Raw genomic sequence first — 26,596 nt, forward strand, 5'->3', positions numbered from 1 at the left:
CCGCCGCCGTACGGCCGTGAGCCACGGCGTGCGACGCCGTGCGCCCACTTTCCGATCCTTCCCGACAGGAGCCCGCAACCATGGCCATCGAGGTCCGCATCCCGACCATCCTCCGCACGTACACCAACGGTGAGAAGGCGGTGGAGGGCAAGGGGGACACCCTCGCCGAGCTGTTCGCCGACCTTGAGACCCGGCACGCGGGCATCCAGGCCCGCATCGTGGACAACGGCCAGCTGCGCCGCTTCGTCAACGTGTACCTGAACGACGAGGACGTCCGCTTCGTCGACGGCATCGACACCGCGCTGACCGACGGCGACACCGTGACGATCCTGCCGGCCGTGGCCGGCGGCATGCGCTGATCGGCCGCTGAGCAGCGATGCGCTACGACTCCCCGCTGGCCGCGGTGGGCAACACCCCCCTGGTGCGCCTGCCGCGGCTCTCGCCGTCCGCCGACGTCCGCATCTGGGCCAAGCTGGAGGACCGCAACCCCACCGGCTCGGTCAAGGACCGCCCCGCGCTGCACATGATCGAGCAGGCGGAGAAGGACGGCCGGCTCACCCCGGGCTGCACGATCCTGGAGCCCACCTCCGGCAACACCGGGATCTCGCTCGCCATGGCGGCCAAGCTCAAGGGCTACCGCATGGTGTGCGTGATGCCGGAGAACACCTCGCAGGAGCGCCGGGACCTGCTCGGCATGTGGGGCGCCGAGATCATCTCCTCGCCGGCCGCGGGCGGTTCCAACACCGCCGTCCGCGTGGCCAAGGAGCTGTCCGCCGAGCACCCCGACTGGGTGATGCTCTACCAGTACGGCAACCCCGACAACGCCGGCGCCCACTACGCCACGACCGGCCCCGAGATCCTCGCCGACCTGCCCTCCGTCACCCACTTCGTGGCGGGCCTCGGCACCACCGGCACCCTGATGGGCGTCGGCCGCTACCTGCGCGAGCACCGGCCCGGCATCCAGATCGTCGCCGCCGAACCGCGCTACGACGACCTGGTCTACGGCCTGCGCAACCTCGACGAGGGCTTCGTGCCGGAGCTGTACGACGCCTCCGTCCTCACCACCCGCTTCTCGGTCGGCTCGGCCGACGCGGTCACCCGCACCCGTGAACTCCTCCAGCAGGAGGGCATCTTCGCGGGCGTCTCCACCGGCGCCGCCCTGCACGCGGCGATCGGCGTCGGCAGGAAGGCGGTCAAGGCGGGGGAGTCCGCCGACATCGTCTTCGTCGTGGCCGACGGCGGCTGGAAGTACCTGTCCACCGGCGTCTACACGGCGGCCACCACCGAGGAGGCCATCGAGACGCTGCAGGGCCAGCTCTGGGCGTAGAACCCGTCATTCCGGTCGTAGCCCTGCCATAGTCGCCCCAAGCGGTCGCCAGCCCCCTCCTATGAGGGGGCCAACCCATTCCTATGGCAGGGCAAAGAAATCCGTCCGGTACTGCCCGTCCGGCCCCGGCCGGAGCTACGGTCCTCCGCACACCCTGTCATGTCACGCTCACCCGGCGCCATGACGGATGTCTGTGAGTGTCATGCTCATGACTGCGCGGTACCACCGCCGCAACGCGCGCGTCACGGGCCTGCCAATCCAGTGCGAATCCCCACTTCAACCGGAGGCAGTACCCCATGCGTGAGTCACGCCCGAGCAGCCGGAGACGCAGTCTTCGAAGACTCGTCTCCGTCGCCCTCCCCGCCCTCGCCCTCACCGTCGCCGGACTCGTCGCGGCACCCACGGCAGGGGCGGCCCAGGCGGCCACCGCTCCCGCGCCCCACACCTCCAAGGTGACGCAGAACAGCAAGGCGCTGACCGACCCGAAACGGCAGACGTTCCACCCGACCGGCAAGGCCGGCCAGAAGGTGCCGACCCAGCACCTGTGCGCCACCGCCAAGGCCGGCCAGGCGTCCTGCTTCGCCCAGCGCCGCACCGACATCAAGCAGCGCCTCGCCTCGGCGCTCGCCGCCGCGACGCCCTCCGGCCTCTCCCCGGCCAACCTGCACAGCGCCTACAACCTGCCCACCGCGGCCGGTTCCGGCATGACCGTCGGCATCGTCGACGCCTACAACGACCCCAACGCCGAGTCGGACCTCGCCACTTACCGCTCCACCTACGGCCTGTCGAGCTGCACCAAGGCCAACGGCTGCTTCAAGCAGGTCAGCCAGACCGGCTCCACCACCTCGCTGCCCACGAACGACAGCGGGTGGGCCGGCGAGGAGATGCTCGACATCGACATGGTCAGCGCGGTCTGCCCGAACTGCAACATCGTCCTGGTCGAGGCCAACTCCGCCACCGACGCCGACCTCGGCACCGCCGAGAACGAGGCCGTCGCGCTCGGCGCCAAGTTCGTCTCCAACAGCTGGGGCGGCTCCGAGTCCTCCGCCCAGACCAGCGAGGACTCCCAGTACTTCAAGCACCCGGGCGTCGCGATCACCGTCTCCGCGGGCGACTCCGGCTACGGCGCCGAGTACCCGGCGACCTCCCAGTACGTGACCGCCGTCGGCGGCACCGCGCTCACCACCGCCTCCAACTCCCGTGGCTGGAGCGAGTCGGTGTGGAACACCTCCAGCACCGAGGGCACCGGCTCCGGCTGCTCGGCCTACGACCCGAAGCCGAGCTGGCAGACCGACAGCGGCTGCTCCAACCGCATGGAGGCCGACGTCTCCGCGGTCGCCGACCCGGCCACCGGCGTCGCGGTCTACGACACCTTCGGCGGCTCCGGCTGGGCGGTCTACGGCGGCACCAGCGCCTCCTCGCCGATCATCGCCGGCGTCTACGCCCTCGCGGGCACCCCGGGCGCGAGCGACTACCCGGCGAAGTACCCGTACCAGCACACCGGCAACCTGTACGACGTGACCAGCGGCTCCAACGGCTCCTGCTCCCCGTCGTACTTCTGCACCGCGGGCACCGGCTACGACGGCCCGACCGGCTGGGGCACCCCCAACGGCACCGCCGCCTTCACCTCCGGCGGCGGCACCGGCGGCAACACGGTGACCGTCACCAACCCCGGCAGCCAGTCCACCGCCACGGGCAGCTCGGCCAGCCTGCAGATCAAGGCCTCCGACAGCGCCGGAGCCGCCCTCACCTACAGCGCCACCGGCCTGCCCACCGGCCTGTCGATCAACAGCGCCACCGGCCTGATCTCCGGCACCGCCACCACCGCGGGCACCTACCAGGTCACGGTCACCGCGAAGGACTCCACCGGCGCGACCGGCTCGACCTCCTTCACCTGGACCGTCTCCACCTCCGGCGGCGGTGGCTGCACCTCCGCCCAGCTGCTCGCCAACCCGGGTTTCGAGTCCGGCAGCACGGCCTGGACGGCGTCCAGCGGGGTCATCACCAACCAGTCCGGTGAGTCGCCGCACAGCGGGTCGTACTACGCCTGGCTCGACGGCTACGGCACCACCCACACCGACACGCTCTCGCAGGCGGTGACCATCCCGGCCGGCTGCAAGGCGACCTTCACCTTCTACCTGCACATCGACACCGCGGAGACCGGCAGCACCGCGTACGACAAGCTGACGGTGGCCGCCGGTTCGACGACCCTGGCGACGTACTCCAACGTCAACGCCACCAGCGGGTACGTGCAGAAGTCCTTCGACCTCTCCTCGTTCGCGGGGCAGACGGTCACCCTGAAGTTCACGGGCGTGGAGGACTCCTCGCTCCAGACCAGCTTCGTCGTGGACGACACGGCCGTGACGACCAGCTGATCGCCTCCCGCCCTACCGGGTCCCGCACACGGAATCTTTCCTTCCGTGTGCGGGATCCTTTTGCCGTGCCGCCACGTCTCATCGGCACCAGGCGGCCGACTCCCCACGGCCACGGCAGAAAGGCGAACCCTCATGCGTCGTACGACGACGTCCCTCGCGACCCTCGCGGGCGCGGCACTGCTCCTCGCCGGCTGCGGCTCGCAGAGCGGATCGGGCACGGACACCGGCAGCAAGGGCAGCGGCACGGTCGCCCCCTCCACGGCCCCGAGCGGCTCCGGCTGCGCCTCCACGGTGGAGCTGAAGGCCGGCGACAGCGGCCGCAGCGTGTGCGTGGCGAAGGGCGGCGAGGTCCGGCTCACCCTGGCCGGCACCAAGTCCCGCCCCTGGAAGCCGGTCCAGACGAGCGGCACCGCCCTGAAGGGCGTCAACGCGGGCCTCGTCATCCAGTCCGGCGACGCCACGGCCGCGTACCGCGCGGAGGCCGACGGCACGGTGAAGCTGACCTCGTCCCGTCCCCTGTGCGCCGAGCCCTCCGCACCGGGCGGCGTGTCGTGCAAGGGCCTTCAGGAGTGGATGGTCACGGTGACCGTGAAGTAGGAGCGGTCAGCCCGCGAGGTGCCGTACCTGGTCCCACAGCACCGGGTCGACGACGCCCACCCGGCGCCGGAAGTCACCGACCGGCACCTCGCGCAGCTCGTCCGTCTGGAGGAAGCTGGGCCTGCCCCGGGCGTCGCCGACCGCGCCCGGGGGCAGCGGGATCACCCCCGACCGCTCGTCGTGGTACTTGCTGGTGATCTTCGCGACCGTCGCCCGGTTCCCGCGCACCGCCAGCACCAGACAGGGCCGGTCCTTCCCCCGCCCGTCACCCACCACCGCCCTGTCCGACGCGCTGCGCGCGGCCCCATTGGATTCCGAGCGGTCCTCGTAGGGCACGTCGGCCCACCAGATGTCTCCGGGAGCCGGCCGCAGCGCACGCGCGCGCGTGCCCGCGCGGCCCGGCGGACGCAGACGCCGGCCGCCGGGCCGGCGACCGCCGCCCCAGCCGTCGATGAGCGTGGCGACCAGCGCGAGCAGCACGACCGCCGCCAGCGCCAGCCACCAGGACGTGTCCATACGACGACGTTACCGGCGTGCGCCGCGGATTGCGCGCCCTTGGCGGAACCTCGCACGCCCCCTTTCCAGCCGAACCGGTGACAGCGCAGGTGAGTTCGCCCACAACGGCCCTGGGGAGAGGAGCGACCCGTGCTTTCGCGCCTTACGCTCGACAAACCGCACGACCCCCGTTTCCTGCCCTTTTGATCTTCCCGCCAACGGAGGTTTCTGCTTCATGAAGCTCACCGTCGTCGGCTGCTCGGGGTCGTTCCCGTCCGCGGAATCGGCCTGTTCGAGCTACCTCGTCGAGGCCGACGGCTTCCGGCTGCTTCTCGACATGGGCAACGGCGCCCTGGGCGAGCTGCAGCGCCACTGCGGTCTCTACGACCTCGACGCGATCTTCCTGAGCCATCTGCACGCCGACCACTGCATCGACATGCTGGCGTACTTCGTCGCGCGTTACTACCGCCACGACGGAGGCCGCTGCGACCCCCTCCCGGTCTACGGCCCCGAAGGCACCGAACACCGCCTGACCACGGCGTACGCCGACACCCCGTCCGCCTCGTCGATGAGCGAGGTCTTCGACTTCCACACGGTCAAGCCCTCCACGTTCGAGATCGGCCCGTTCGCGGTGCACACCGAGCGGGTCCGCCACCCCGTGGAGGCCTACGGCATCCGCGTCGAGCACGCCGGGAGGACCCTCGCGTACTCCGGCGACACGGGCGTCACCGAGGCCCTGGACGAGCTGGCCCGGGACGCCGATCTGTTCCTGTGCGAGGCCGCGTTCACGCACGGCAAGGAGGAGATCCCCGACCTCCATCTCAACGGGCGCGAAGCGGGCGAGACCGCCGCGCGGGCCGGCGCCCGGCGCCTGCTCCTCACCCACATCCCCCCGTGGACCGACCCGGAGGTCAATCTCCGTGACGCGCGCGAGGTGTTCGGGGGACTGGTCGAGCTTGCCGCCCCGCGGGTGACGTACGAGGTCTGAGCCGCCCACGGGAAAGGCCCCGGAACCGCCATGGTTCCGGGGCCTTCGCCATGCCGTCGCGGCCGGGCTCACGCCTTCGTGAGGTCCTCGACCTCCTCCTCGGGCTCGCGGCCCGGGGTCGGGAGGTTGAACCTCGTGATCGCGAAGCGGAAGACGACGTAGTAGACCGCCGCGAACACCAGGCCGATCGGGATGATGAGCCAGGGCTTGGTCGCGAGGTTCCAGTTCAGGACGTAGTCGATCGCGCCGGCGGAGAAGGTGAAGCCCGCGTGCACGCCGAGCGCCCAGGTGACCGCCATGGACAGGGCCGTCAGCACCGCGTGGATCGCGTACAGCACCGGGGCGATGAACATGAACGCGAACTCGATCGGCTCGGTGACGCCGGTGACGAAGGACGTCAGCGCGAGGGAGACCATCATGCCGAGGACCGCCTTGCGGCGCTCCGGCCGGGCCGAGTGGGCGATGGCGATCGCGGCGGCCGGCAGGCCGAACATCATGATCGGGAAGAAGCCGGACATGAACATACCGGCGTGCGGGTCACCGGCGAAGAAGCGGTTGAGGTCACCGTGGACGATCTGGCCGGCGGAGTTCTTGTAGTCGCCGATCTGGAACCAGGAGACGGTGTTCACGAACTGGTGCATGCCCACCGGGATCAGCGCACGGTTGACCAGACCGAACAGACCCGCGCCGAGGGCGCCGAGGCCGGTGATCCACTCACCCGCGTGGGAGATGCCCTCGCCGATCGGCTTCCAGATGAGGCCGAAGAAGACACCCATGGCGGTGCCGACGAACGCCATGATGATCGGCACGAGCCGGCGGCCGTTGAAGAAGCCGAGCCAGTCCACCAGCTTCTTGCGGTGGTAGCGCTGCCACAGCACGGCGGAGAACAGACCCATCAGGATGCCGCCGAGCACACCGGGGTTGTTGTAGGTGGCCTCGACTATCTTGCCGCCCTCGATGTGCTGCTGGGTCAGCGGGAACGCCTTCAGCACGTTGCTGTAGACCAGGAAGCCGACCAGGGCGGCGAGCGCCGTGGAGCCGTCGGACTTCTTGGCGAAGCCGATCGCGACACCGATGCAGAACAGCATCGGCAGGTTGTCGAAGATCGCGCCACCGGCCGTGGCGAACACCGCCGTGACCTTGTCGGGCAGGTGCAGCTTGTCGTGGACGTCCTGCTGTCCCAGGCGCAGCAGGATGCCCGCCGCCGGCAGTACGGCGATCGGCAGCTGCAGGCTGCGGCCGACCTTCTGCAGGCCCTGGAACAGGCCGGATCCCCGCTTCTTCGCGGGAGCCGCCGTGGCGGTGGCGGTGGTCATGGTGTGGTTCCTCCGTCGTGGTGGTCTACACCACCCAGTGGTGTAGACCTGTTGTAGCACGATGAAGGCGGGATAAGGAACCACGAAATCCGCTACCGAAACGCTACGCGGTGTGCCGGTGTGATAGGGGCGCTCAGGCCTTGGTGATGTCCTCCACCTCGTCCTCCGGCTCCCGGCCCGGCGTCTTCAGGTCGAACCTGGTGATCGCGAACCGGAAGACGGCGTAATAGACCGCCGCGAAACAGAGACCGATCGGGACGATCGCCCACGGCCGTGTCGCCAGGTTCCAGTTGATCACGTAGTCGATCAGGCCGGCCGAGAAACTGAAGCCGTCGTGCACCCCGAGCGCCCAGGTCACCGCCAGGGAGACACCGGTGAGGACCGCGTGGACCGCGTAGAGGGCGGGTGCGATGAAGAGAAAGGAGTACTCGATGGGTTCGGTGATGCCGGTCACGAACGACGTCAGCGCCACCGAGAGCATCAGGCCGCCGACCTCCTTGCGGCGGCCCGGCCGCGCGCAGTGCGTGACGGCGAGGGCGGCGGCCGGCAGCGCGAACATCATGATCGGGAAGAAGCCCGAGGTGAACTGGCCCGCGTGCGGATCGCCCGCCAGGAACATGTTGATGTCACCGTGCACCACCGTGCCGTCCGGCTCGGTGTAGCTGCCGAACTGGAACCAGATGGGCACGTTCAGGAACTGGTGCAGGCCGACCACCAGCAGCGCCCGGTTCGCCAGCCCGAAGACGCCCGCGCCCCACGCGCCCGCGTCCCGCAGCCAGTGGCTGAAGCTCTCCAGCCCGCTGCCGATCGGCGGCCAGACCCACAGGCACAGTGCCGCGAAGACGATCGCGACGAACGCCATGATGATCGGCACCAGCCGGCGGCCGTTGAAGAAGCCCAGCCAGTCCACCAGCCGGGTGCGGTGGAAGCGGACCCAGAAGAACGCGGCCAGCAGCCCCATCACGATACCGCCGAAGACGCCCGGGTTCTGGTAGGTGTACGGCGTCACCGAACCGATGCCCGCACCGGTGCTCACCTGGCAGCCGACCTGCGGAACGGCCTTGGAGCCGCCGGGGCAGGACTCGGGGAACTGGTGCAGCACCCCGTAGTACACGAGGAACCCGGCCACCGCCGCGAGCGCCGTCGAGCCGTCCGCCTTCCTCGCCATGCCGATCGCCACGCCCACGCAGAACAGCAGCGGCAGACCGAGGGAGCCGTCGAGCAGGGCGCCGCCCGCGCCCGTCATCACCTTCGAGACGCTCCTCCAGCCCAGCCCGTCCTTGCCGAACACGTCCGGCTGGCCGAGGCGGTTGAGGATGCCCGCGGCGGGCAGCACCGCGATCGGCAGCTGCAGACTGCGGCCCATCTTCTGCAGGCCCTGGAACACGCGGTTCCAGCGCTCGCGCGCCGGGCCGGCCGCGGGGGCGGCGCTGCCTGCGCTCTGGGCGCTCATGGGCGACCTCCGGCCGGTTTGGCGACCGCCGACACTGTGGTGTAGACCAGTTGCGACGGTTCCGCTGTCGTGATCGCCATGATTCGGTACGTACGGCATGGCCGCTCGCGAAGCTGGGCCAACTGTGGGTTACTGCGTCACAGCGGTTCGGATCAGGGAAGTCAGGGAGACAGGACATGGCCAGCAAGGCTGAGAAGATCGTCGCCGCGCTCGGTGGACTCGACAACATCGAGGAGATCGAGGGCTGCATCACCCGGCTGCGCACCGAGGTCAACGACGCCTCGCTCGTGGACGAGGCCGCCCTGAAGGCCGCCGGCGCCCACGGCGTCGTCAAGATGGGCACCGCCATCCAGGTCGTCATCGGCACCGACGCCGACCCGATCGCCGCGGAGATCGAAGACATGATGTGAGCCCCGGCCCGGCCCGAGGGCCGCGGGTTTCACCTTCGAGGGGCTCTTCCCGAGGCGGGAGGAGCCCGTTCCCTCTCTCCCGCTAGGCTCGTCGCCATGTCTCGCATCGACGGCCGTACCCCCGAACAGCTCCGCCCGGTCACCATCGAGCGTGGATGGAGCAAGCACGCCGAGGGCTCCGTCCTCGTCTCCTTCGGCGACACCAAGGTGTTCTGCACCGCCTCCGTGACCGAAGGAGTCCCCCGCTGGCGCAAGGGCAGCGGCGAGGGCTGGGTCACCGCGGAGTACGCCATGCTGCCCCGCGCCACCAACACCCGCGGCGACCGCGAGTCCGTCAAGGGCAAGATCGGCGGCCGTACCCACGAGATCTCCCGCCTCATCGGCCGCTCCCTGCGCGCCGTCATCGACTACAAGGCGCTCGGCGAGAACACCATCGTCCTCGACTGCGACGTCCTGCAGGCGGACGGCGGCACCCGGACGGCGGCCATCACCGGCGCGTACGTCGCGCTCGCCGACGCGGTCGCCTGGGCCCGGGGCAAGAAGCTGATCAAGGCCGGCCGTCAGCCGCTCACCGGCACGGTCTCCGCCGTCTCGGTCGGCATCGTCGGCGGCGTCCCCCTGCTCGACCTGTGCTACGAGGAGGACGTGCGCGCCGAGACCGACATGAACGTCGTCTGCACCGGCGACGGCCGCTTCGTCGAGGTCCAGGGCACCGCCGAGGCCGAGCCCTTCGCCCGCGACGAGCTGAACGCCCTGCTCGACCTCGCCGTCACCGGCTGCTCCGAGCTGGCCGCGATCCAGCGGGCGACGCTGGACGCCACGCCGGCCACGTAGAGGACAGGCCGACAGCGGGAGGGCGCGCGGTCAACCCGCGCGCCCTCCGTCGCGTCCTACGGGTACGGCAGCCTTACCGGGCCCAACCAGGGGAGGGACCACCACCATGGCCGTCAGCCGACGCCGCCGTCTCGTCGCCGTCGCCGCCGTCGTGGCCACCACCGCGCTCACCGCGGGCCTCACCACCGGATGCGACAGCGTGAACAAGGCCCTCGACTGCGTGCACACCGCCGACTCCATCGCCGACAGCGTCACCGGCCTCCAACAGGCCGTGGAGAGCGCCGCGAACGATCCGACCCAGGCGGACGAGTCACTCGACTCCATCGAGAAGAACCTGGACAAGATCGGGGACAGGACCGGCCACGCGGACGTGAACAAGGCGGTGGACGACCTGAAGAAGGCCGTGCGGAACGTGCGTACGGCGATCAGGAACGGGGACAGAACGCCGGATGTGAGCCCGGTGACGGACGCCGCCGGCGAACTGACCAAGGTGTGCACGAAGTAACCGCTGCTCAGCGTTCCCGGTCCCGGCGCCTGTGCTCCCGCCGCTCCCGCACCAGCTCGTGCCGGGCTTCCCTGCGCTCCAGCCTGTCCTGCCGCCGCTGCTCCCTGAGCCGCTTCTGCTCGGCCCGCGTGGCCTTGCGTTCCACCGCGACCCCGCCCCAGAAGGCGAACCCCCCGATGATCACGCGTGGCGCGCCGGGCTCGGGCGGCCCGTCGTCCCGGGGGTGGTCGAAGCCGCCCATGACACCGATGCCCCGGACGACGACCTCGACCCCCGGCGGCACGGTCACCTGCACCCCGCCCATGATCGCCACGCAGTTGATCTCGACCTCGTGGTCCGCGAAGTTCGCCTCACGCAGGTCGATCTCGCCGCCGCCCATGAGCGCGACACAGGTGAACCGCTTCGGCACCGTCCAGCGGCCCTTGCGCTGGAACCCCGACATGATCGCGACCCCGCCCGTCGAGGACCCCGCGCCGCCGACGATCCGGGACGCCCAACTCCCGCTCCCCACCGGTTCCTTGGTGAAGGAAACCGGCGCGGTGGCGGGGGCGGTGGCGGTCGGCAGATCGCGGGTGATCGGGCTCAACTCGCCGTACGTGCGCGCCTGGTAGGCCGCCTCCAGCCGCTCCTCGAACTCCGCCATGTCGAGCCGGCCCTCGGCCAGCGCGTCCCGCAGCACCTCGGCCACCCGTTCACGATCGGCGTCGGAGGCGCGCAGGTCCGGGGCGGGAGCGGCGGACCGGTGGTGGTCCGGGACTGCCGGGACTGCGTCGTCGGTCATGACAGCAGCCTACGAGACCGCCCTCTCCGCGTACATCTTGGCGATGACGGCCTCGATGTCCGGTTCCCGCACCGACAGGTCCACCAGCGGATACTCCGCCGCGAGACGCGCCACCACCGGCGCCGCCGACTGCCCCGCCGGGAACGCCAGCCACTGCCGCGGCCCCTCGACCCGCACCACCCGCGCGCAGGGCACCTCCACCGGCGGCAGCTCCCGCTCCAGGTCCACCACCAGCGTCCGCTCGCCCTCCCCGGCCTCGTGCAGCCCCGCGAGCGGCCCGTCGTACATCAGCCGCCCGTGGTCGATCACCATCACCCGCGAGCACAACTGCTCGATGTCCTGGAGATCATGGGTGGTCAGCAGCACCGTCGTGCCGCGCTCGGCGTTCAACTCCCGCAGGAAACCCCGCACCTTGGCCTTGGAGACGACGTCCAGGCCGATCGTCGGCTCGTCCAGGTACAGCACCTCGGGATCGTGCAGCAGCGCCGCCGCGATGTCCCCGCGCATCCGCTGCCCCAGCGACAGCTGCCGTACCGGAACGTCCAACAGGGCGCCCAGCTCCAGCAGTTCCACGCAGCGGTCGAGGTTCTCCCGGTAACGCGCCTCCGGGATGCGGTACATGCGGTGCGCCAGCCGGTACGAGTCGATCAGCGGCAGGTCCCACCACAGGGTCGTCCGCTGCCCGAACACCACCCCGATCCGGTGCGCGAGGCGCGTGCGCTCCCGCGAGGGGTCGATCCCCGCGACCCGCAGCCGCCCGGCGCTCGGCGTCAGGATGCCGGTCAGCATCTTGATCGTGGTCGACTTCCCGGCGCCGTTCGGCCCGATGTAGCCCACCATCTCGCCGCGCGCCACCGTGAACGACAGCGAGTCCACCGCACGCACCTCACGCCGCTCCCGTTTCAGGAACCCGGTCTTCCTGCGCACCTCGAAGACCTTCTCGACCCCGTCGAGGACGATGAAGTCGCTCATCCCGGCTCCCTAGCTCCCCGTGCTCCGATACGAACGAAGTCCCGCCCGCCACGCCAGTCCCGCCAGCGCACAGCAGCCCGCCGCGACCAGCGGCGTCGTGAACGCCACCCAGTGCGGCAGGTCCAGCGGGTACGGCCGCCCCAGCACATAGGTGGCGGGCAGCCAGTTGACGAAGGCCAGCGGCAGCACGAACGTCACCCCGCGCACCAGCTCCTTCGCGAACACCGACGGCGGATACTGCAACAGCGTCGTACCGCCGTACGTGAACGCGTTCTGCACCTCGGAGGCGTCCTGCGCCACGAACTGGAACGCCGCCCCCGCCACGAACACCGCGCAGAAGATCGCACAGCCGCTCGCCGCCATCACCGGCATCAGCAGCAGCTTCAGCGGCGTCCAGTCGATGTGCACCCGGCTCAGCGACCAGCCCAGCACCAGCGAGCCCTGCACCACCCGGCCCAGGCGCCGCAGCGCGAACCGGTCGGCGGCCACCTGCGCCAGCACTGGGACCGGCCGCACCAGCAGCGTGTCCAGCGTGCCGTCGCGCACCCGCCGGCCCAGCCGGTCCATCGAGCCGATCGCCAGGTCGGCCAGCCCGAACGACACCGCCGACAGCCCGTACAGGAACGCGACCTCCGGCAGCGTGTACCCGCCGAGCGCGGGCACCCGCGAGAACATCAGCATGATCGCGACGAAGTCGAAGAAGGTCGCCGCGAAGTTCCCGAACGTGGTCATGGCGAACGACGCCCGGTAGGCCATCGTGGAGCGCACCCACATCCCGGCGATCATCCCGTACGCCCGCAGACCGGTGACCAGCCGGCCGCTCTGACGGGCCTCATCCACCCTGGACCACCACCCGCCGCGTCGCGGCCGACTGCATCAGCCGGCCGAGGCCCAGCAGCACCACCGCCCACGCCCCCTGGAACAGATACGTCCGCAGCGGGTCGGCGTGGCCCAGCAGCACATCCGCCGGCGCCTGGAGCAGCGACGACCAGGGCAGGGCGCGTACGACCTCGCCGAGCGCGCCCGGGAAGACGTTCAGCGGCAGCAGCATGCCCGAGCAGAAGTACCCGGCCAGCCACATCATCTGCCCGACACCCGTGCCGTCCAGCAGCCAGAACGCGCTCAGCGCCACCAGGTAGCGGATCCCGAAGCCGACCAGCATCGCCAGGGCGACGGCGACGAGGAAGGCGAGCCAGGTGCCGGCGTCGGAGGGCAGGTAGGCGGGGAAGAACACGGCGCCGAAGACGAAGGGGACCACCCCCCGGCCCAGCAGCTGGAAGAAGGCCCGGCCGAGATCGGCCGAGAGCCACCACAGCTGGAGATCGGCGGGCCGGTACAGGTCGATCGCCACGTCACCCGTACGGATGCGCTCCATCAGCTCCTCCTCGGTGCCCCCGCCCCCGATCGCGAGCGTCGACAGGAACGCCTGCCCCAGCCACACGTACGTCACGGCCTGTGCCTCGTCGTAGCCGCCGAGGTGGGGCCTCGCGTCCCACAGGGCGCGGTACGTGTACACGAGGATCAGCCCGAAGACCGTGTTCGTGAACACCCCTGCCGCAGTGGCCGCCCGATACGTCGCGTACCGTCTGAATCCCCCCGCCGCGACGGCCACGTACAACCGTCCCGCGCCCACGCCAGTCCACCTCCCGGGACCGCTCGACACCGAAGCGCAGGAGCCTAGTCCGGAGGCCCGGCGACCGGCCACGCATTTTCGTGCCGGAAGCCTTCCGGAATCCGGGAACGGAACGCCAGGTGCGAGAGTCTTCAAACTGGGGGCGCAGAAGGCGTACGAGGCGTACGGGAACGTACGACGCGAAACAGGAGTCCGTGCACGACATGAGCGACGAGCCACAGCCGCAGCAGCCGAAGGAAGGCGTGGCGCCGGAACATCCGCTGCCGGCTCAGGGGCCGGACCCCTCCGGGGCGGGGCGGAAGGACGTGCCTTCGCCCGCACCGGACGGGTCCGCGTCCGCCGAGCGGCCCGAAGGCGGCCGAACGGGTGAGCCGACGGACCCGCAGGCCCGCCCGGCCCGCGACCGGGACCGCACGACCTCCATGGCCCGAGCCCGCCAGGCGGCCCGCGGCGCCCGCCCCGACCAGGACCCGCCGACCGCCTCCAGCACCCCATCGCCTTCCGCCGCCGGCGCCGGCTCGGCTTCGAGTCCGGGATCCGCCGGCCCGCGCCCGGCCTCGGCCTCTGGCGCCGCCAGCCCGGCCTCGGGTTCGGGGGCTGCCGGTCCGGCTTCGGGTTCGGGGGCTGCCGGTCCGGCTTCGGGTTCGGGGGCTGCCGGTCCGGCTTCGGGTTCGGGGGCTGCCGGTCCGGCCTCGGCCTCTGGCGCCGCCGGCCCGGCCTCGGGTTCGGGCGCTGCCGGCCCGGCTTCGGGTTCGGGGGCCGCGGGTGCACCGTCGGCTTCGGGTGCCGCTGGTGGGGCTCCGGCTTCGGGTGCCGCTGGTTCGGCTTCCGGCTCTGGCGCGGTCGGTTCGGCTTCGGGGGCCGGCGGCGTGCCGTCGGCAGGCGGTGCCGCCGGCATGGCTTCGGGTTCCGGCGCCGCGGGTGCGCCGGCGGCTTCCGCTGCCGCCGGTACGCCCTCGGGCTCCGGGGCAGCCGGCACGGCTTCGGGTCCTGTGACCTCGCGCTCCGCTGCCGGAGGCGGGGCTTCGGCGTCGAGGGGGAGCGGGGCGGCCGAGGGGCCGAGTGCCGCCTCTGACTCCCCGAGCGGCTCCGGTGACGAGAAGGCCCCGTCTCCCGAGAGCACGCAGGTGCTCAGGCGCGTCGGGGCGCCCCGGGGAGCGCGGGACAAGCGGTCGGGCACGCCGGCCGGGGCGGGTCAGGGCTCCGGTGAGACGCGGGCGCCCGAGACCACGCAGGTCCTGCGCCGCGTCGGCGCGCCCCGCGCGGGCGAGCCCGGCGACTTCGGCCGTACCCCCCGTACGGACACCCCCGCCCCGACGGCCGGAGCGCTCGGCGCCGCAGGCCAGGCGGGCACCGGTGCCACGGGCGCGGCGGCAGCCGCCGGCACCCGGGGTCCCGACGGCCCCACGACCACCGGCACCGGCAGGAGCCCCCGTACCACCGGAGCCTCCCGGCAGACCCGCGCCGGAGCCCCTGGCGCCACCCCCGCCCCCGGCTCCTCCTCCGAAGACGCCACCGCCCTCCTGGCCGCCGCGGGCCGCGCCAGCGGCGACGGCAAGGGCAAGAAGAAGCGGCCCAAGCGGACCGGGTGGCGGCGGATCATCCCCACCTGGCGGATGGTGCTCGGCACCTTCCTCTTCGGCGTGCTGCTGATCATCGGCCTGTTCTTCCTCGGCTACTCGATGGTCAACATCCCGCCCGCCAACGCCCTCGCGACCAAGCAGAGCAACGTCTACCTCTACGCCGACGGCTCCCAGCTCGCCCGCGACGGCCAGATCAACCGCGAGAACGTCAGCCTCGCCCAGGTTTCCAAGGACGCCCAGCACGCCGTCCTCGCCGCCGAGGACCGCGACTTCTACAGCGAGTCAGCCGTCGACCCCAAGGCGATGGTGCGCGCCGCCTGGAACACCGCGACCGGAAAGGGCACGCAGTCCGGCTCGACGATCACCCAGCAGTACGTGAAGAACTACTACCTGGCCCAGGAGCAGACGGTCACCCGCAAGGCCAAGGAGTTCTTCATCGCGATCAAGCTGGACCAGCAGAAGTCCAAGGACGAGATCCTGGAGGGCTACCTCAACACCAGCTTCTTCGGCCGCAACGCCTACGGCATCCAGGCCGCCGCCCAGGCCTACTACGGCGTGGACGCCAAGGACCTCGACCCGGCCCGCGCCGCCTACCTCGCCGCCCTCGTCAACGCGCCGAGCGAGTACGACGTCGTCGCCCACCCGGAGAACAAGGCCGCGGCCGTCGCCCGCTGGAACTACGTCCTGGACGGCATGGTCAAGAAGGGCTGGCTCAGCCAGTCCAAGCGGGCCGGCCTGCAGTTCCCCATGCCGAAGGAGCAGACGGTCTCCACCGGTCTGTCCGGCCAGCGCGGCTACCTCGTCGAGGCGGTCAAGCACTACCTGACCACCAACAACATCCTCACCGACGACCAGCTCGCGGCCGGCGGCTACCGCATCACCACCACCATCCAGAAGAACAAGCAGGACGCCTTCGTCAAGGCGGTGGACGACCAGCTGGTCTCCAAGCTGGACAAGAAGAACAACCCCGCCGACAAGTACGTCCGCGCCGGCGGCGCCTCCGTCGACCCCAAGACGGGCCAGGTCGTCGCCATGTACGGCGGCATCGACTACGTGAAGCAGTACACCAACGGCGCGACCCGCGGTGACTTCCAGGTCGGCTCGACGTTCAAGCCGTTCGTCTTCACCTCCGCGGTGCAGAACGGCTCGACCACGCAGGACGGCCGCCAGATCACGCCGAACACGATGTACGACGGCACCAACGAGCGGCCCGTGCAGGGCTGGAGCGGCGGCTCCTACGCCCCGCAGAACGAGGACCAGAAGTCGTACGGCCAGATCACGGTCACCAAGGCCACCGACCTGTCCGTGAACGCCGTCTACGCGCAGATGGCCGTCGACGTCGGCCCGTCCAAGGTCAAGCAGACCGCGATCGGCCTCGGCATCCCCTCCGGCACCCCGGACCTCCAGCCGTACCCGTCCATCGCCCTCGGCACCGCCACCGCCAGCGTGCTGAACATGGCGGAGGCCTACGCGACGCTCGCCAACCACGGGCAGCACGGCCAGTACACGCTGGTCAAGAAGCTCACCCGGGACGGCACGGACGACGTCAAGCTGCCCGACACGGCCCCCAAGCAGGCCGTCAGCCGGGAGGCCGCCGACACCACCACGGCCATGCTCCAGAGCGTGGTCGACAACGGCACCGCCTCGGCCGCCCAGGCCGTGGGCCGCCCGGCGGCCGGCAAGACCGGTACCGCCGAGAGCGACACCGCCGCCTGGTTCGCGGGCTACACCCCCGACCTGGCCACGGTGGTCTCGGTCATGGGCCAGGACCCGGTGACCGCGCAGCACAAGTCGCTGTACGGCGCCCTCGGCCAGCCGCGTATGAACGGTGGCGGTCCGCCGACCGAGATCTGGACCCAGTACACCCGGGACGCGCTCGACGGCACCCAGGCCTCCGACTTCGACCTCCAGCTGGCCTCGGGCGCCGACCAGCCGCAGGACCCCAGCACGGGCCCCTCGGGCACCCCGGGCACCACCGGTGACCAGTCCACCGGCGGCACGACCGCGACCCCGACGACCGGCGGCACGACCGCGACCCCGACCACCGGCGGCACCACGGGCACGCCCACGACCGGCGGCGCGACGACGAACGGCGCCACTACCGGCGGCGGCGCCACGACGACCGGCGGCGGGACCACCGGCACGACGGGCGGCACCCCCACCGGCGGCGGTACCGCGACCGGAGGCGGGGGCACCACCACCGGCGGTGGTACGACCGGCGGGGGCACGACCGGCACCAGTCCCAGCGGCGGCACCACCGGAGGCGATGCCGCGACCGGCGGCGGGGGCACGACGGGCACGGCCGCAGGCCCAGGCGGCGGCCCCGGCACCTGACGCCCGCCGCCTGACGTCTCAGTGACCGCTGGTCGCCTTCAGCCCGACGACGGCGACCAGCAGGAGGCAGACGAAGAAGATCCGGGCGGCGGTGACCGGCTCACCCAGCACCACCATGCCGAGCACCGCCGCGCCGGCCGCCCCGATGCCCACCCACACGCCGTAGGCGGTGCCGATGGGCAGGGACCTGGCGGCGTACGACAGCAGCACCATGCTCGCGACGATCCCGGCGCCCGTGAGCAGACTCGGGACCGGCCGGGTGAAGCCCTCGCTGTACTTCATGCCGATCGACCAGCCGACTTCGAGCAGACCGGCGACGACGAGCAGGACCCAGGCCATGACAGGCACCTTCCGGGACGAACGACGACTCTTGCGGTGCGTCGTCTTTGCCTGCATCCCGGTACGGCGCGTCTCGTCGGGCTCCCTCCCGAGGCTAGCAAGGGCAGCGCGGAAGGGGCTGGTGACCATGGTCACCAGCCCCTTCCGCCATCGCTCCGCCGGATCCCGGACCCATCCCGGACTACAGGTACAGGCCCGTCGAGTCCTCCGAGCCCTCGAACCGGTCCGCGGCCACGGCGTGCAGATCACGCTCGCGCATGAGCACGTACGCCACGCCCCGCACCTCGACCTCGGCCCGGTCCTCCGGGTCGTACAGGACCCGGTCGCCGGGCTCCACGGTCCGCACGTTCTGTCCGACCGCGACGACCTCGGCCCAGGCCAGCCGCCGGCCCACCGCCGCCGTGGCGGGAATCAGAATGCCGCCCCCCGACCGCCGCTCACCCTCGCCGGCGTCCTGCTTGACCAGAACCCGGTCGTGCAGCATCCGGATGGGCAGCTTGTCGTGGTGAGGGGTGTTCTCGTTCCTGTTGGCGCTCACGCCTTGAAACCTACCTGCCTTCGCCCCGCTCGTCCGCGCCCGGGTCAGCCCTTGCGCCGGCCACGGCTCATGGCGAGCAGCCCGACGACCCCGACGGCGAGCAGCGCCACGGGCACGACCCGCTCCAGCCGGGGCGCGCCGTCGTCGTCGACGAACTGCGCCCGGACCTCGCTCACGACCCGGTTGACCTGCACATACGCCCGCCCGACGGTGTGATCGAGGTTGGCGACGACCTTGGCCTTCGCGTCCCCGATGATCGTCTGCGGATGGACCCGCACGCCGATCTCGTCGAGCGTCTCGGCCAGCACTTCGCGGCGGCGCTTGATGTCCGCCTCGATCTGCGCCGGGGTTCTGGTGTCCGACGTGTCCGCCACCGTACGGCCTCCGAAGTCTGCTGATGCTGTCCCGGACAGTCTGTCAGCTTCCGCTCGCCCCGCACCGCAAGGCCCCCCGGTTACGCTGGCCCGATGAGCGAGCGACTCCAGCCGGGGGACGTGGCCCCCGCCTTCACCCTCCCCGACGCCGACGGCACCGAGGTGTCCCTGTCCGACCACAGGGGCCGCAAGGTCATCGTCTACTTCTACCCGGCCGCCCTGACCCCCGGCTGCACCAAGCAGGCCTGCGACTTCACGGACAACCTCCAGGTGCTGGCCGGCGCCGGCTACGACGTCATCGGCATCAGCCCCGACAAGCCGGAGAAGCTGGCGAAGTTCCGCGAGCAGGAGTCCCTGAAGGTCACCCTCCTCGCCGACCCCGACAAGAAGGTCCTGGAGGCCTACGGCGCCTTCGGCGAGAAGAAGCTCTACGGCAAGACGGTCGTCGGCGTCATCCGCTCCACGGTGATCGTGGACGAGGAGGGCAGGGTCGAACGCGCCCTGTACAACGTCAAGGCCACCGGCCACGTGGCCAAGATCATCAAGGATCTGGGCATCTGAGGACCCGCACCTGCCGCTGGCGGCTCGCACCGGTGATCGACCTGGTGCGAGCCGTTTTCTCTCTTCCGGGTGTGACCGTCCGATAAACGGTCCGTTACTCCGTACGGGCTGCGAACGTGCAGTCGGAATGGAGGGGGCTCGCATGGGGGCCAGTGCGTACACCAAGGAGCGGTTGGAGGAGGCGGCTCGTGAGGCGCGGACGTTGTCGGAGGCGTTGGAGAGGTTGGGGGTGGATCCGAGGAGTTCGACGCGGCGGTATGTCCTGGAGCGGATGAAGAAACTCGGGGTGGATGTGCCGCACTTCGAGCGAGAGGGGGTGAGGTGGACGAAGGAGGTGCTTGAGCGGGCCGTGGCTGCCTCCACGAACATGTGCGAGGTGCTGCGCCACCTCGGCCTGGAGGTCGTCGGAGGCCATCACACGCACATCAGCCGTCGGATCAAGGCGTACGGGATCGACACCTCGCACTTCCAGGTGCCGACACAGCGAGGGAGGTCCTGGCGGGCCCGAACGCCGGAGGCCTTGCTTGTCGAGCAATCGGCCGACCAGGCTCGGCGCATCCAGAGCGACCGGCTCAAGTGGGCAATGACCTCTGTCGGCATCCCGGAGTGCTGTGGCCGGTGCGGTACAGAGCCGGTGTGGCGGGGCCCTCCGCTCCCACTGGAGGTCGATCACGTCGACGGCAACTGGCGTGACAACCGCATTGAGAACCTCCGCTTCCTGTGCCCCAACTGCCACTCGACCACGGACAATTACCGAGGGCGCGGCAAGGGGCGCTCTCGGGGTGGTGCCGTATGAGCGGCGGCGTGCAGTACACGCGTGAGCGGTTGGCCGAGGCCGCCGAGCGGTGTGCGAGCCTGGACGAGGTCATCGCTTTCTTCGGCACCACTCCCTACGGCAAGCTGCGCCGCTACCTCGTGCGGCGATTCGCCCACTTCGGGATCGACATCTCGCACTTCTCCGACTCCCGCAGTCCCCGCCGCCCGGCGCCCGAGGAGTTGCGCATAGCGGTCGCCGAGTCGATCTCCAGCGCAGAGACGCTGCGCCGCCTCGGGCGCCCCGACACCGGCACGCAGCGCGCCCTGCTGCGCGAGTGGGTCGCCGAAGAGGGCATGTCGACCGCGCATTTCCTGGGGCAGGCGTACCAACGAGGCAAGACCCGCACGGACCGCATCAGGCGCCCCGAGGGCATCCTGGTCAAGCACGGCGGCCGGCGCCGGACGCGAACCCATCTCCTGCGCCGTGCGCTCCACGAGGTGGGCCTACCGGAGGAGTGCGCGGAGTGCGGCGTTGGACCTGAGTGGCTCGGGCAGCCGATGACGCTGGAGGTCGACCACATCAACGGTGACTGGAGCGATGACCGGCGCGAGAATCTCCGGCTGCTGTGCCCCAACTGCCACGCGACGACGGGTACCTGGTGTCGAGGGGGCGGACGGCGAAACGCGCAGCCCCGTACACTGGGCGAGGCAAAACAGCCTGCAGGCTAATTGTCCGTTTTAGGGCGGTCGTGGCGAAATAGGCGATACGCGCGGGTTTTAGGTGCCCGTGGGAGAAATCCCGTGTGGGTTCGAGTCCCACCGGCCGCACACGTGAGGGGCCGTCCGTCCGGGCGGCCCCTCCTCCGTCCTCAGCCCAGCAACTCCCGCACCACCGGCACCAACGCCCTGAACGCCTTCCCCCGGTGGCTGATCGCGTTCTTCTCCTCGGGGCTCAGCTCGGCGCACGTCCGCGTCTCGCCCTCCGGCTGGAGGATCGGGTCGTAGCCGAAGCCGTTCGTGCCGGCGGGGGCGTGCCGCAGCAGGCCCCGCAGCTGTCCCTCCACCACGCGCTCGGTGCCGTCCGGCAGGGCCAGGGCGGCCGCGCAGGCGAAGTGGGCGCCGCGGTGTTCGTCCGCGATGTCGGAGAGCTGGGCGAGCAGCAGGTCGAGGTTGGCCTTGTCGTCGCCGTGCCGGCCGGCCCAGCGGGCGGAGAAGATGCCGGGCGCGCCGTTCAGCACGTCCACGCACAGGCCGGAGTCGTCGGCGACGGCCGGCAGCCCGGTGGCCCGCGCCAGCGCGTGCGCCTTGAGCAGGGCGTTCTCCGCGAAGGTGACACCGGTCTCCTTCACGTCCGGCACCTCGGGGCAGGCGTCCGCGCCGACGAGTTCGTGGGGCAGTCCGGCGTCGGCGAGGATGGCCCTCAGCTCGGTGATCTTTCCGGCGTTACGGGTGGCGAGGATCAAGCGGGTCATGCCCGCCAGTATTCCTCGCGCCGGGCGCGTGCCCGTGGCGGGGCTCCCCGCCGGGGCCGCGTTCCGTGCCGGGCCGCGTCTGTGCCGGGGCTGCCTCCCGCGCCGGGACCGTGTCCTGCGCCGGGCGCGCCTGCTGTCGGGGTTCATGCCGGGCCGCGTCCGCCGCCATGGTCGTGGCGGCCCTGCTCCACGCCACGCTCGTGCCGGTCCCGTTTCCACGCCGGGCCTGGCCCGTCCGCGCCGCCCGGCGGGCTACAGCTCCGTCTGTCCGCCGCCCGCCAGTGACGCGAGGTCGAACACCTCGGCCATGCGGGCGAAGCCCCGGTCGCCGGGGTGGAGGTGGTCGCCGGAGTCGTAGTCGGCGCGCAGCCGGCGCGGGTCGTACGGGTCGCGCAGGGCCCTGTCGAAGTCCACGACCGCGTCGAACGCCGTGCCGGAGCGGATCTCGGCGTTGATCCGCTGCCGGACCGCCTCGCGGGCCGGGGTGTAGCCGCGGTGGCCCCGGAAGGGCATCAGGGTGGCGCCGACGACCTTCAGACCGCGGGCGTGCGCCTGCGCGGTCAGCCGGCGCAGGCCGGCGACGACGAGGTCCGGGTCGGCGAGCCGGGGGGCGCGCAGGATGTCGTTGACGCCGAGGTCGATGACGACGACCTTGGCGTTCGTACGGGAGAGCACGTCGCGGGGGAAGCGGCCGAGGCCGCTCTGGTTCTGGGCGGGCCGGCCGGGCCCGTCGGGGAGCCCGTCGGCGAGGACCTGGTTGCTGCTGACTCCCTCGTTCACGACGCTGTAGCGCGGCAGCCGGTGTCCGCTCTCCAGCGCGGCCCGCAGCCGGTCCGCGAGGAGGTCGGGCCAGCGGTGGTCGGCGCCGACGGTGGAGGTGATGCCGTCGGTGAGGGAGTCGCCGAAGGCGACGACGGTGCCGTCGGCCTCGTTGCTGAGCACGTCCAGGGCGGTCACGTAGCGCCAGTACGGCGTCTGCTCGGTGTACGGCGTGCCCGTCGCGTCCTCGGTGCGGTCGCCGGTGGCGACGTACGAGATCTGCCGCGCCTGCGGGTGGTAGGTGACGGGGCCGGAGGGCGTGGGGGAGTAGGTGGTGACCAGGACGTCCCGGTCGTGCGGGACGGCGAGGCGCACGGCGTCGCTGACGATCTGTCCGCCGGCGGGTATGACGACGGCCGGTGAGCCGGCGAAGGTCAGGCGCCGCATCGACGCCGGTGCGGCCGCCGCGGTGCCGTCGTCGGCGGACAGCGCGATCGAGGCGTGGGTGAGGGGCAGCGGCGTGCGGCCGTACAGGTTGGACAGTGTGACCCGGGCGCTCGTGCCGCCCGTGCTCGTGTGCACCACGTTGCGCACCGAGCGGCCCGCCAGGCCCTCGGCCGCGGTGCCGGGCTCGCCGCCGACGGGGGCGGTGGCCCAGGCGCCCACCCAGGTGCCGGCCGAGGCGGGGGCGGCCGAGGAGTCGTGGCGGCCGGGGCGCTGGTCGGCGAGCGCGCCGCGCGGGGTGCCCTCGCCGGCGGTGACGGTGACGTAGATGACGGCGGATATCGCGACGACCAGCGCGACGAGCGCGGTCAGCACCGCATAACCACTGCGCTTGGTCATGCCCGAGCTGGTCTCCTCAGGGGGCGGGAGCGCATGGCCCCCGGGCTCTGATCTTGGTGTGCCCATGATGCGCCATGGGCCGGGGAGCGCTGCCGGGGCCCTGCCCGAAACTCCCCTTGGGACAGACGCCGGGAACTCTTGTTCCGTTCCGGGAGTCGGTCAGGAAGGGCAGGAAGGGACAATTGTGTGCGGGTACCACCGCACGGGTGGACCGGAACGGGTGGAGCCGATGGAAGCGACCGGGACCGAGTCGGAGACAGGGAACGCGCCGGAGCGCGACGTGTCGTACCGCACCATGACGGCCTTCACGCCGGCCGACGAGGAGCGTCGGCGCGGGGTGCGCCGGATGAAGCTGACGGCGACCGGCATGCTGCTGTTCGTGGCGCTGGTCTACGTCCTCGCCAAGCTGGCCGCGCACGAGGGCGCCGGAGCGTGGGCGGGTTACGTCGCGGCGGCCGCCGAGGCGGGCATGGTGGGCGCGCTGGCGGACTGGTTCGCGGTCACCGCGCTCTTCCGCCATCCCCTCGGGCTGCCCATCCCGCACACCGCGATCATCCCCACGAAGAAGGACCAACTGGGTATCTCGCTGGGCGAGTTCGTGGGCGAGAACTTCCTCTCCCGGGACGTCGTACGGCAGCGGCTGCGTGCTGTGGGCATCGGCAGCCGGCTGGGTGCCTGGCTGGCGGAGCCGGAGCACGCGGACCGGGTGACGGCCGAGCTGGCGACGGCGCTGCGCGGTGCGCTGACCGTGCTGCGGGACTCCGACGTGCAGGCGGTCGTCGGCGAGGCGATCACCCGGCGGGCGGGCGCCCGGGAGATCGCGCCCGGCATCGGCAAGATGCTGGAGAAGGTCGTCGCCGACGGCGGGCACCGGCGGGCGGTGGACCTGGTGGTGGCGCGGGCGCACGACTGGCTGGTGCTGCACCGGGACGACGTGATGGTGGCCGTGGAGGGCGGCGCCCCCGGCTGGACCCCGAGATTCGTGGACCGCAAGGTCGGCGAGCGGGTCTACAAGGAGCTGCTGCGCTTCGTCACCGAGATGCGGGACATGCCCGCGCATCCGGCGCGCGGCGCCCTGGACCGCTTCCTCACCGACTTCGCCTCCGACCTGCAGTCCGACACCGAGACCCGGGCGCGGGTGGAGCGGCTCAAGGGCGAGGTGCTGGGCCGGGGCGAGGTGCAGGACCTGATCGCGTCCGCCTGGACGGCCGTACGGTCCATGATCGTCGCTGCGGCCGAGGACGAGCGCAGTGAGCTGCGGCTGCGGGTGCGGGCCGCGCTGCTGTCGCTGGGCAGGCGGATGGCGACCGAGCCGAAGGTGCAGGACAAGGTCGACAGCTGGGTGGAGGGGGCGGCGGTGCACGTGGTGACGACGTACCGCAAGGAGATCACCTCGCTGATCACCGACACCGTGGCGGGCTGGGACGCCGAGCACACCACCCGCAAGATCGAGGCGCACATCGGCCGCGACCTGCAGTTCATCCGGATCAATGGCACGGTGGTGGGATCACTGGCGGGCCTGCTGATCTACGCGGTGACGCGGACGCTGGGCGCGTGAGGACGCGCGGCGCCTGAAACCGCGGGAGCCGGGCACCCGTTCTGCCGTCCCCCCGCGGTCGGGGGGACGTCCTTCGACGAGGAGGGAGCCCATGGCCACAGCGCAGTCACCGTCACCGGAGGCCGGCGAGCCCAGGCGGAAGGGCGGAGCGAGGGAGAACGGCCCTGCGGGGGAGACCAGCCGTGCGGCGGAGAGGGGCCGTGCGGGGGAGAAGGGCAGCGCGGGGCGGAACGGCCGCGTGGGAGGGAACGGCCGTGCGGGGGAGGCGGGCCGCAGGGGTGAGGCGGGCCGCGGGGGCGGGCCCGGACGGACGGTCACCACCGACATCCCCGCCCGGCTGGACCGGCTGCCCTGGTCGCGCTGGCACTGGACGATCGTCATCGGCCTGGGCACCGTGTGGATCCTGGACGGCCTGGAGGTCACGGTCGTCGGCAACATCGCCGGCCGGCTGGCCGAGCCCGGCAGCGGCGTGGCGATCACCTCCGGCCAGATCACCGGCACCGCCGCCGCGCTCTACGTCGCCGGCGCCTGCTCCGGCGCCCTCTTCTGGGGCCGGCTGACCGACCGCTTCGGCCGCAAGAAGCTCTTCATGATCACCCTGGCGCTCTATCTCGCGGCGACGGCGCTTACCGCCGTCTCCTGGGAAGCCTGGTGGTTCTTCCTCTTCCGCTTCCTGACCGGCTTCGGCATCGGCGGCGAGTACGCGGCGATCAACTCCGCGATCGACGAACTGATCCCGTCCGACCACCGCGGCCGGGTCGACCTGATCATCAACGGCAGTTTCTGGCTCGGTGCGGTGGGCGGCTCCCTGCTGTCGATCGTCGCGCTCGACACGAACCTCCTGGCGCGGGACGTCGGCTGGCGGCTCACCTTCGCGCTGGGCGCGGTCCTCGCCCTGGTGATCCTCCTCGTGCGCCGGCACGTCCCGGAGAGCCCCCGCTGGCTGCTGATCCACGGCAGGGACCGGGAGGCGGAGGAGATCGTCTCGGGTATCGAGCGGCGGATCACGGCGGAGAACGGCGGCGCGACGCTGCCCGAGCCGAAGGGCGAGCTGCGGATCCACCAGCGCGGGAGCGTGACGTTCGCGGAGATCGCCCGTACGGTCTTCGGCCGGTACCGCAGGCGGGCGGTGCTCGGCTTCTCCCTCTTCATCGGCCAGGCGTTCCTGTACAACGCGATCACCTTCGGCTTCGGCGCGATCCTGACCCGGTTCTTCGCCGTGCCCGCCGACCGCACCGGCTACTACTTCGCGGTGATCGCGGTGGGCAACTTCTGCGGCCCGCTGCTGCTGGGCAGGCTCTTCGACACGGTGGGCCGCAAGGTGATGATCTCGTCCACCTATCTGCTGTCGGGCGTGCTGCTGTTCGGCACGGCCTGGCTGTTCGACCGGGGCGCGCTGAGCGCGGGCACGCTGACGGCCTGCTGGTGCGCGGTGCTGTTCTTCGCGTCGGCGGGCGCCTCCAGCGCGTACCTGACGGTCTCGGAGATCTTCCCGATGGAGACCCGGGCGATGTCCATCGCCTTCTTCTACGCCCTCGGCACGGCGGCCGGCGGCATCAGCGGCCCGCTGCTCTTCGCCGACCTCACGGGCACGGGCCGGGTCGGCGACACGGTCCTGGCGTTCTCCGTCGGCGCCGCCCTGATGTGCCTGGCGGGCCTGGTCGCGGCGGTTCTCGCGGTACGGGCCGAACGCCGCTCCCTGGAGGACATCGCCCGCCCGCTGACGGCGGTGGCGGCCCCGGCGCCCAGGGCGACGAGCCCCTGAGCGCGATCGCCGGCGCCGGTGCCGGCGT

General features: G+C 71.5%; 26 protein-coding genes, 1 tRNA gene and 1 riboswitch. Of the genes, 15 read left to right on the forward strand and 12 right to left on the reverse strand.

What is annotated here, in order from left to right:
* The first annotated feature begins 80 nt into the window (after positions 1-80).
* From ACZ60X_RS22195 to ACZ60X_RS22210, 4 genes are all read left to right on the forward strand, one after another.
* Complete coding sequence (locus ACZ60X_RS22195) at positions 81-359, forward strand: MoaD/ThiS family protein (RefSeq protein WP_469601007.1); 279 nt, start codon at positions 81-83, stop codon at positions 357-359.
* Between the two features lie 17 nt (positions 360-376).
* The gene (locus tag ACZ60X_RS22200; RefSeq protein WP_469601011.1) at positions 377-1,327 is read left to right on the forward strand and encodes a PLP-dependent cysteine synthase family protein; all 951 of its coding nucleotides are present in this window, start codon (positions 377-379) and stop codon (positions 1,325-1,327) included.
* Positions 1,328-1,623: 296 nt separating this feature from the next.
* Entirely contained in the window at positions 1,624-3,702 is a 2,079-nt protein-coding gene (locus tag ACZ60X_RS22205; RefSeq protein WP_469601014.1) for a putative Ig domain-containing protein, read from the forward strand.
* A gap of 132 nt (positions 3,703-3,834) precedes the next feature.
* A complete protein-coding gene (locus tag ACZ60X_RS22210) occupies positions 3,835-4,299 on the forward strand; it encodes a hypothetical protein (RefSeq protein ID WP_469601017.1) in 465 nt (154 codons plus the stop codon).
* Between the two features lie 6 nt (positions 4,300-4,305).
* Here the strand turns inward: ACZ60X_RS22210 and ACZ60X_RS22215 are convergent, their stop codons facing one another.
* Positions 4,306-4,815 carry a type II toxin-antitoxin system PemK/MazF family toxin gene (locus tag ACZ60X_RS22215; RefSeq protein ID WP_469601020.1) on the reverse strand — a complete coding sequence of 170 codons (510 nt, stop codon included), beginning with the start codon at positions 4,813-4,815 and terminating at the stop codon, positions 4,306-4,308.
* 214 nt (positions 4,816-5,029) lie between these two features.
* On the opposite strand from ACZ60X_RS22215, the gene ACZ60X_RS22220 reads away from it, so the two are divergent.
* The gene (locus ACZ60X_RS22220) at positions 5,030-5,782 is read left to right on the forward strand and encodes an MBL fold metallo-hydrolase (protein ID WP_469601023.1); all 753 of its coding nucleotides are present in this window, start codon (positions 5,030-5,032) and stop codon (positions 5,780-5,782) included.
* A gap of 68 nt (positions 5,783-5,850) precedes the next feature.
* Here ACZ60X_RS22220 and ACZ60X_RS22225 read toward each other — a convergent pair whose 3' ends face one another.
* Both ACZ60X_RS22225 and ACZ60X_RS22230 read right to left on the reverse strand, forming a co-directional pair.
* On the reverse strand, positions 5,851-7,098 hold the full coding sequence (locus tag ACZ60X_RS22225) for a PTS transporter subunit EIIC (protein WP_469601026.1): 1,248 nt from the start codon (positions 7,096-7,098) through the stop codon (positions 5,851-5,853).
* Positions 7,099-7,231: 133 nt separating this feature from the next.
* Positions 7,232-8,551, reverse strand: a complete 1,320-nt coding sequence (locus ACZ60X_RS22230) for a PTS transporter subunit EIIC (RefSeq protein WP_469601028.1) — start codon at positions 8,549-8,551, stop codon at positions 7,232-7,234.
* 176 nt (positions 8,552-8,727) lie between these two features.
* Between ACZ60X_RS22230 and ACZ60X_RS22235 the strand changes: the two genes are divergently transcribed.
* From ACZ60X_RS22235 to ACZ60X_RS22245, 3 genes are all read left to right on the forward strand, one after another.
* Positions 8,728-8,961 carry a PTS sugar transporter subunit IIB gene (locus ACZ60X_RS22235; RefSeq protein ID WP_469601031.1) on the forward strand — a complete coding sequence of 78 codons (234 nt, stop codon included), beginning with the start codon at positions 8,728-8,730 and terminating at the stop codon, positions 8,959-8,961.
* Positions 8,962-9,057: 96 nt separating this feature from the next.
* Complete coding sequence (gene rph, locus ACZ60X_RS22240; RefSeq protein ID WP_469601034.1) at positions 9,058-9,795, forward strand: ribonuclease PH; 738 nt, start codon at positions 9,058-9,060, stop codon at positions 9,793-9,795.
* A gap of 106 nt (positions 9,796-9,901) precedes the next feature.
* Positions 9,902-10,300, forward strand: a complete 399-nt coding sequence (locus tag ACZ60X_RS22245; RefSeq protein ID WP_469601037.1) for a hypothetical protein — start codon at positions 9,902-9,904, stop codon at positions 10,298-10,300.
* A 7-nt stretch (positions 10,301-10,307) separates the two neighbouring features.
* On the opposite strand, the gene ACZ60X_RS22250 is transcribed toward ACZ60X_RS22245, so the two are convergent.
* The 4 genes from ACZ60X_RS22250 to ACZ60X_RS22265 are packed head-to-tail and all read right to left on the reverse strand — an operon-like array spanning position 10,308 to position 13,686.
* A complete protein-coding gene (locus ACZ60X_RS22250) occupies positions 10,308-11,081 on the reverse strand; it encodes a DUF1707 SHOCT-like domain-containing protein (protein WP_469601040.1) in 774 nt (257 codons plus the stop codon).
* A 9-nt stretch (positions 11,082-11,090) separates the two neighbouring features.
* Positions 11,091-12,053, reverse strand: coding sequence for an ABC transporter ATP-binding protein (locus ACZ60X_RS22255; RefSeq protein ID WP_469601043.1), 963 nt, complete (start codon positions 12,051-12,053; stop codon positions 11,091-11,093).
* Between the two features lie 9 nt (positions 12,054-12,062).
* A complete protein-coding gene (locus ACZ60X_RS22260; RefSeq protein WP_469601577.1) occupies positions 12,063-12,839 on the reverse strand; it encodes an ABC transporter permease in 777 nt (258 codons plus the stop codon).
* 46 nt (positions 12,840-12,885) lie between these two features.
* Positions 12,886-13,686: an ABC transporter permease gene (locus ACZ60X_RS22265; RefSeq protein WP_469601047.1), complete on the reverse strand. Its 801-nt coding sequence runs from the start codon at positions 13,684-13,686 to the stop codon at positions 12,886-12,888.
* A 1,127-nt stretch (positions 13,687-14,813) separates the two neighbouring features.
* Here ACZ60X_RS22265 and ACZ60X_RS22270 point away from each other — a divergent pair.
* A complete protein-coding gene (locus tag ACZ60X_RS22270) occupies positions 14,814-17,603 on the forward strand; it encodes a transglycosylase domain-containing protein (protein WP_469601049.1) in 2,790 nt (929 codons plus the stop codon).
* 18 nt (positions 17,604-17,621) lie between these two features.
* Here ACZ60X_RS22270 and ACZ60X_RS22275 read toward each other — a convergent pair whose 3' ends face one another.
* The 3 genes from ACZ60X_RS22275 to ACZ60X_RS22285 form a co-directional block, all read right to left on the reverse strand.
* Positions 17,622-17,942, reverse strand: coding sequence for a DMT family transporter (locus ACZ60X_RS22275; RefSeq protein WP_469601052.1), 321 nt, complete (start codon positions 17,940-17,942; stop codon positions 17,622-17,624).
* A gap of 35 nt (positions 17,943-17,977) precedes the next feature.
* Positions 17,978-18,041: riboswitch (guanidine-III (ykkC-III) riboswitch) on the reverse strand.
* Between the two features lie 82 nt (positions 18,042-18,123).
* The gene (locus ACZ60X_RS22280; RefSeq protein WP_263980593.1) at positions 18,124-18,426 is read right to left on the reverse strand and encodes a GroES family chaperonin; all 303 of its coding nucleotides are present in this window, start codon (positions 18,424-18,426) and stop codon (positions 18,124-18,126) included.
* Positions 18,427-18,524: 98 nt separating this feature from the next.
* The gene (locus ACZ60X_RS22285; RefSeq protein WP_469601055.1) at positions 18,525-18,854 is read right to left on the reverse strand and encodes a DUF3618 domain-containing protein; all 330 of its coding nucleotides are present in this window, start codon (positions 18,852-18,854) and stop codon (positions 18,525-18,527) included.
* A gap of 93 nt (positions 18,855-18,947) precedes the next feature.
* Between ACZ60X_RS22285 and bcp the strand changes: the two genes are divergently transcribed.
* From bcp to ACZ60X_RS22305, 4 genes are all read left to right on the forward strand, one after another.
* Complete coding sequence (bcp, locus tag ACZ60X_RS22290) at positions 18,948-19,415, forward strand: thioredoxin-dependent thiol peroxidase (RefSeq protein WP_469601058.1); 468 nt, start codon at positions 18,948-18,950, stop codon at positions 19,413-19,415.
* 142 nt (positions 19,416-19,557) lie between these two features.
* Complete coding sequence (locus ACZ60X_RS22295) at positions 19,558-20,211, forward strand: HNH endonuclease signature motif containing protein (RefSeq protein WP_469601061.1); 654 nt, start codon at positions 19,558-19,560, stop codon at positions 20,209-20,211.
* On the forward strand, positions 20,208-20,900 hold the full coding sequence (locus ACZ60X_RS22300; protein ID WP_469601063.1) for an HNH endonuclease signature motif containing protein: 693 nt from the start codon (positions 20,208-20,210) through the stop codon (positions 20,898-20,900). The genes ACZ60X_RS22295 and ACZ60X_RS22300 overlap by 4 nt, the downstream gene beginning before the upstream one ends.
* Positions 20,901-20,914: 14 nt before the next feature.
* A tRNA-Leu gene (locus tag ACZ60X_RS22305) sits at positions 20,915-20,999 on the forward strand.
* A 41-nt stretch (positions 21,000-21,040) separates the two neighbouring features.
* Here ACZ60X_RS22305 and rdgB read toward each other — a convergent pair.
* Entirely contained in the window at positions 21,041-21,643 is a 603-nt protein-coding gene (gene rdgB / locus ACZ60X_RS22310; protein WP_469601067.1) for an RdgB/HAM1 family non-canonical purine NTP pyrophosphatase, read from the reverse strand.
* Positions 21,644-21,895: 252 nt separating this feature from the next.
* Positions 21,896-23,245 carry an SGNH/GDSL hydrolase family protein gene (locus tag ACZ60X_RS22315; protein WP_469601070.1) on the reverse strand — a complete coding sequence of 450 codons (1,350 nt, stop codon included), beginning with the start codon at positions 23,243-23,245 and terminating at the stop codon, positions 21,896-21,898.
* A 229-nt stretch (positions 23,246-23,474) separates the two neighbouring features.
* Here ACZ60X_RS22315 and ACZ60X_RS22320 point away from each other — a divergent pair, with 229 nt between their 5' ends.
* The gene (locus ACZ60X_RS22320) at positions 23,475-24,803 is read left to right on the forward strand and encodes a DUF445 domain-containing protein (RefSeq protein WP_469601072.1); all 1,329 of its coding nucleotides are present in this window, start codon (positions 23,475-23,477) and stop codon (positions 24,801-24,803) included.
* A gap of 238 nt (positions 24,804-25,041) precedes the next feature.
* Positions 25,042-26,568: an MFS transporter gene (locus ACZ60X_RS22325; RefSeq protein ID WP_469601074.1), complete on the forward strand. Its 1,527-nt coding sequence runs from the start codon at positions 25,042-25,044 to the stop codon at positions 26,566-26,568.
* Positions 26,569-26,596: the final 28 nt, after the last annotated feature.

The sequence above is a fragment of the Streptomyces sp. NPDC104106 genome, from assembly GCF_055584345.1.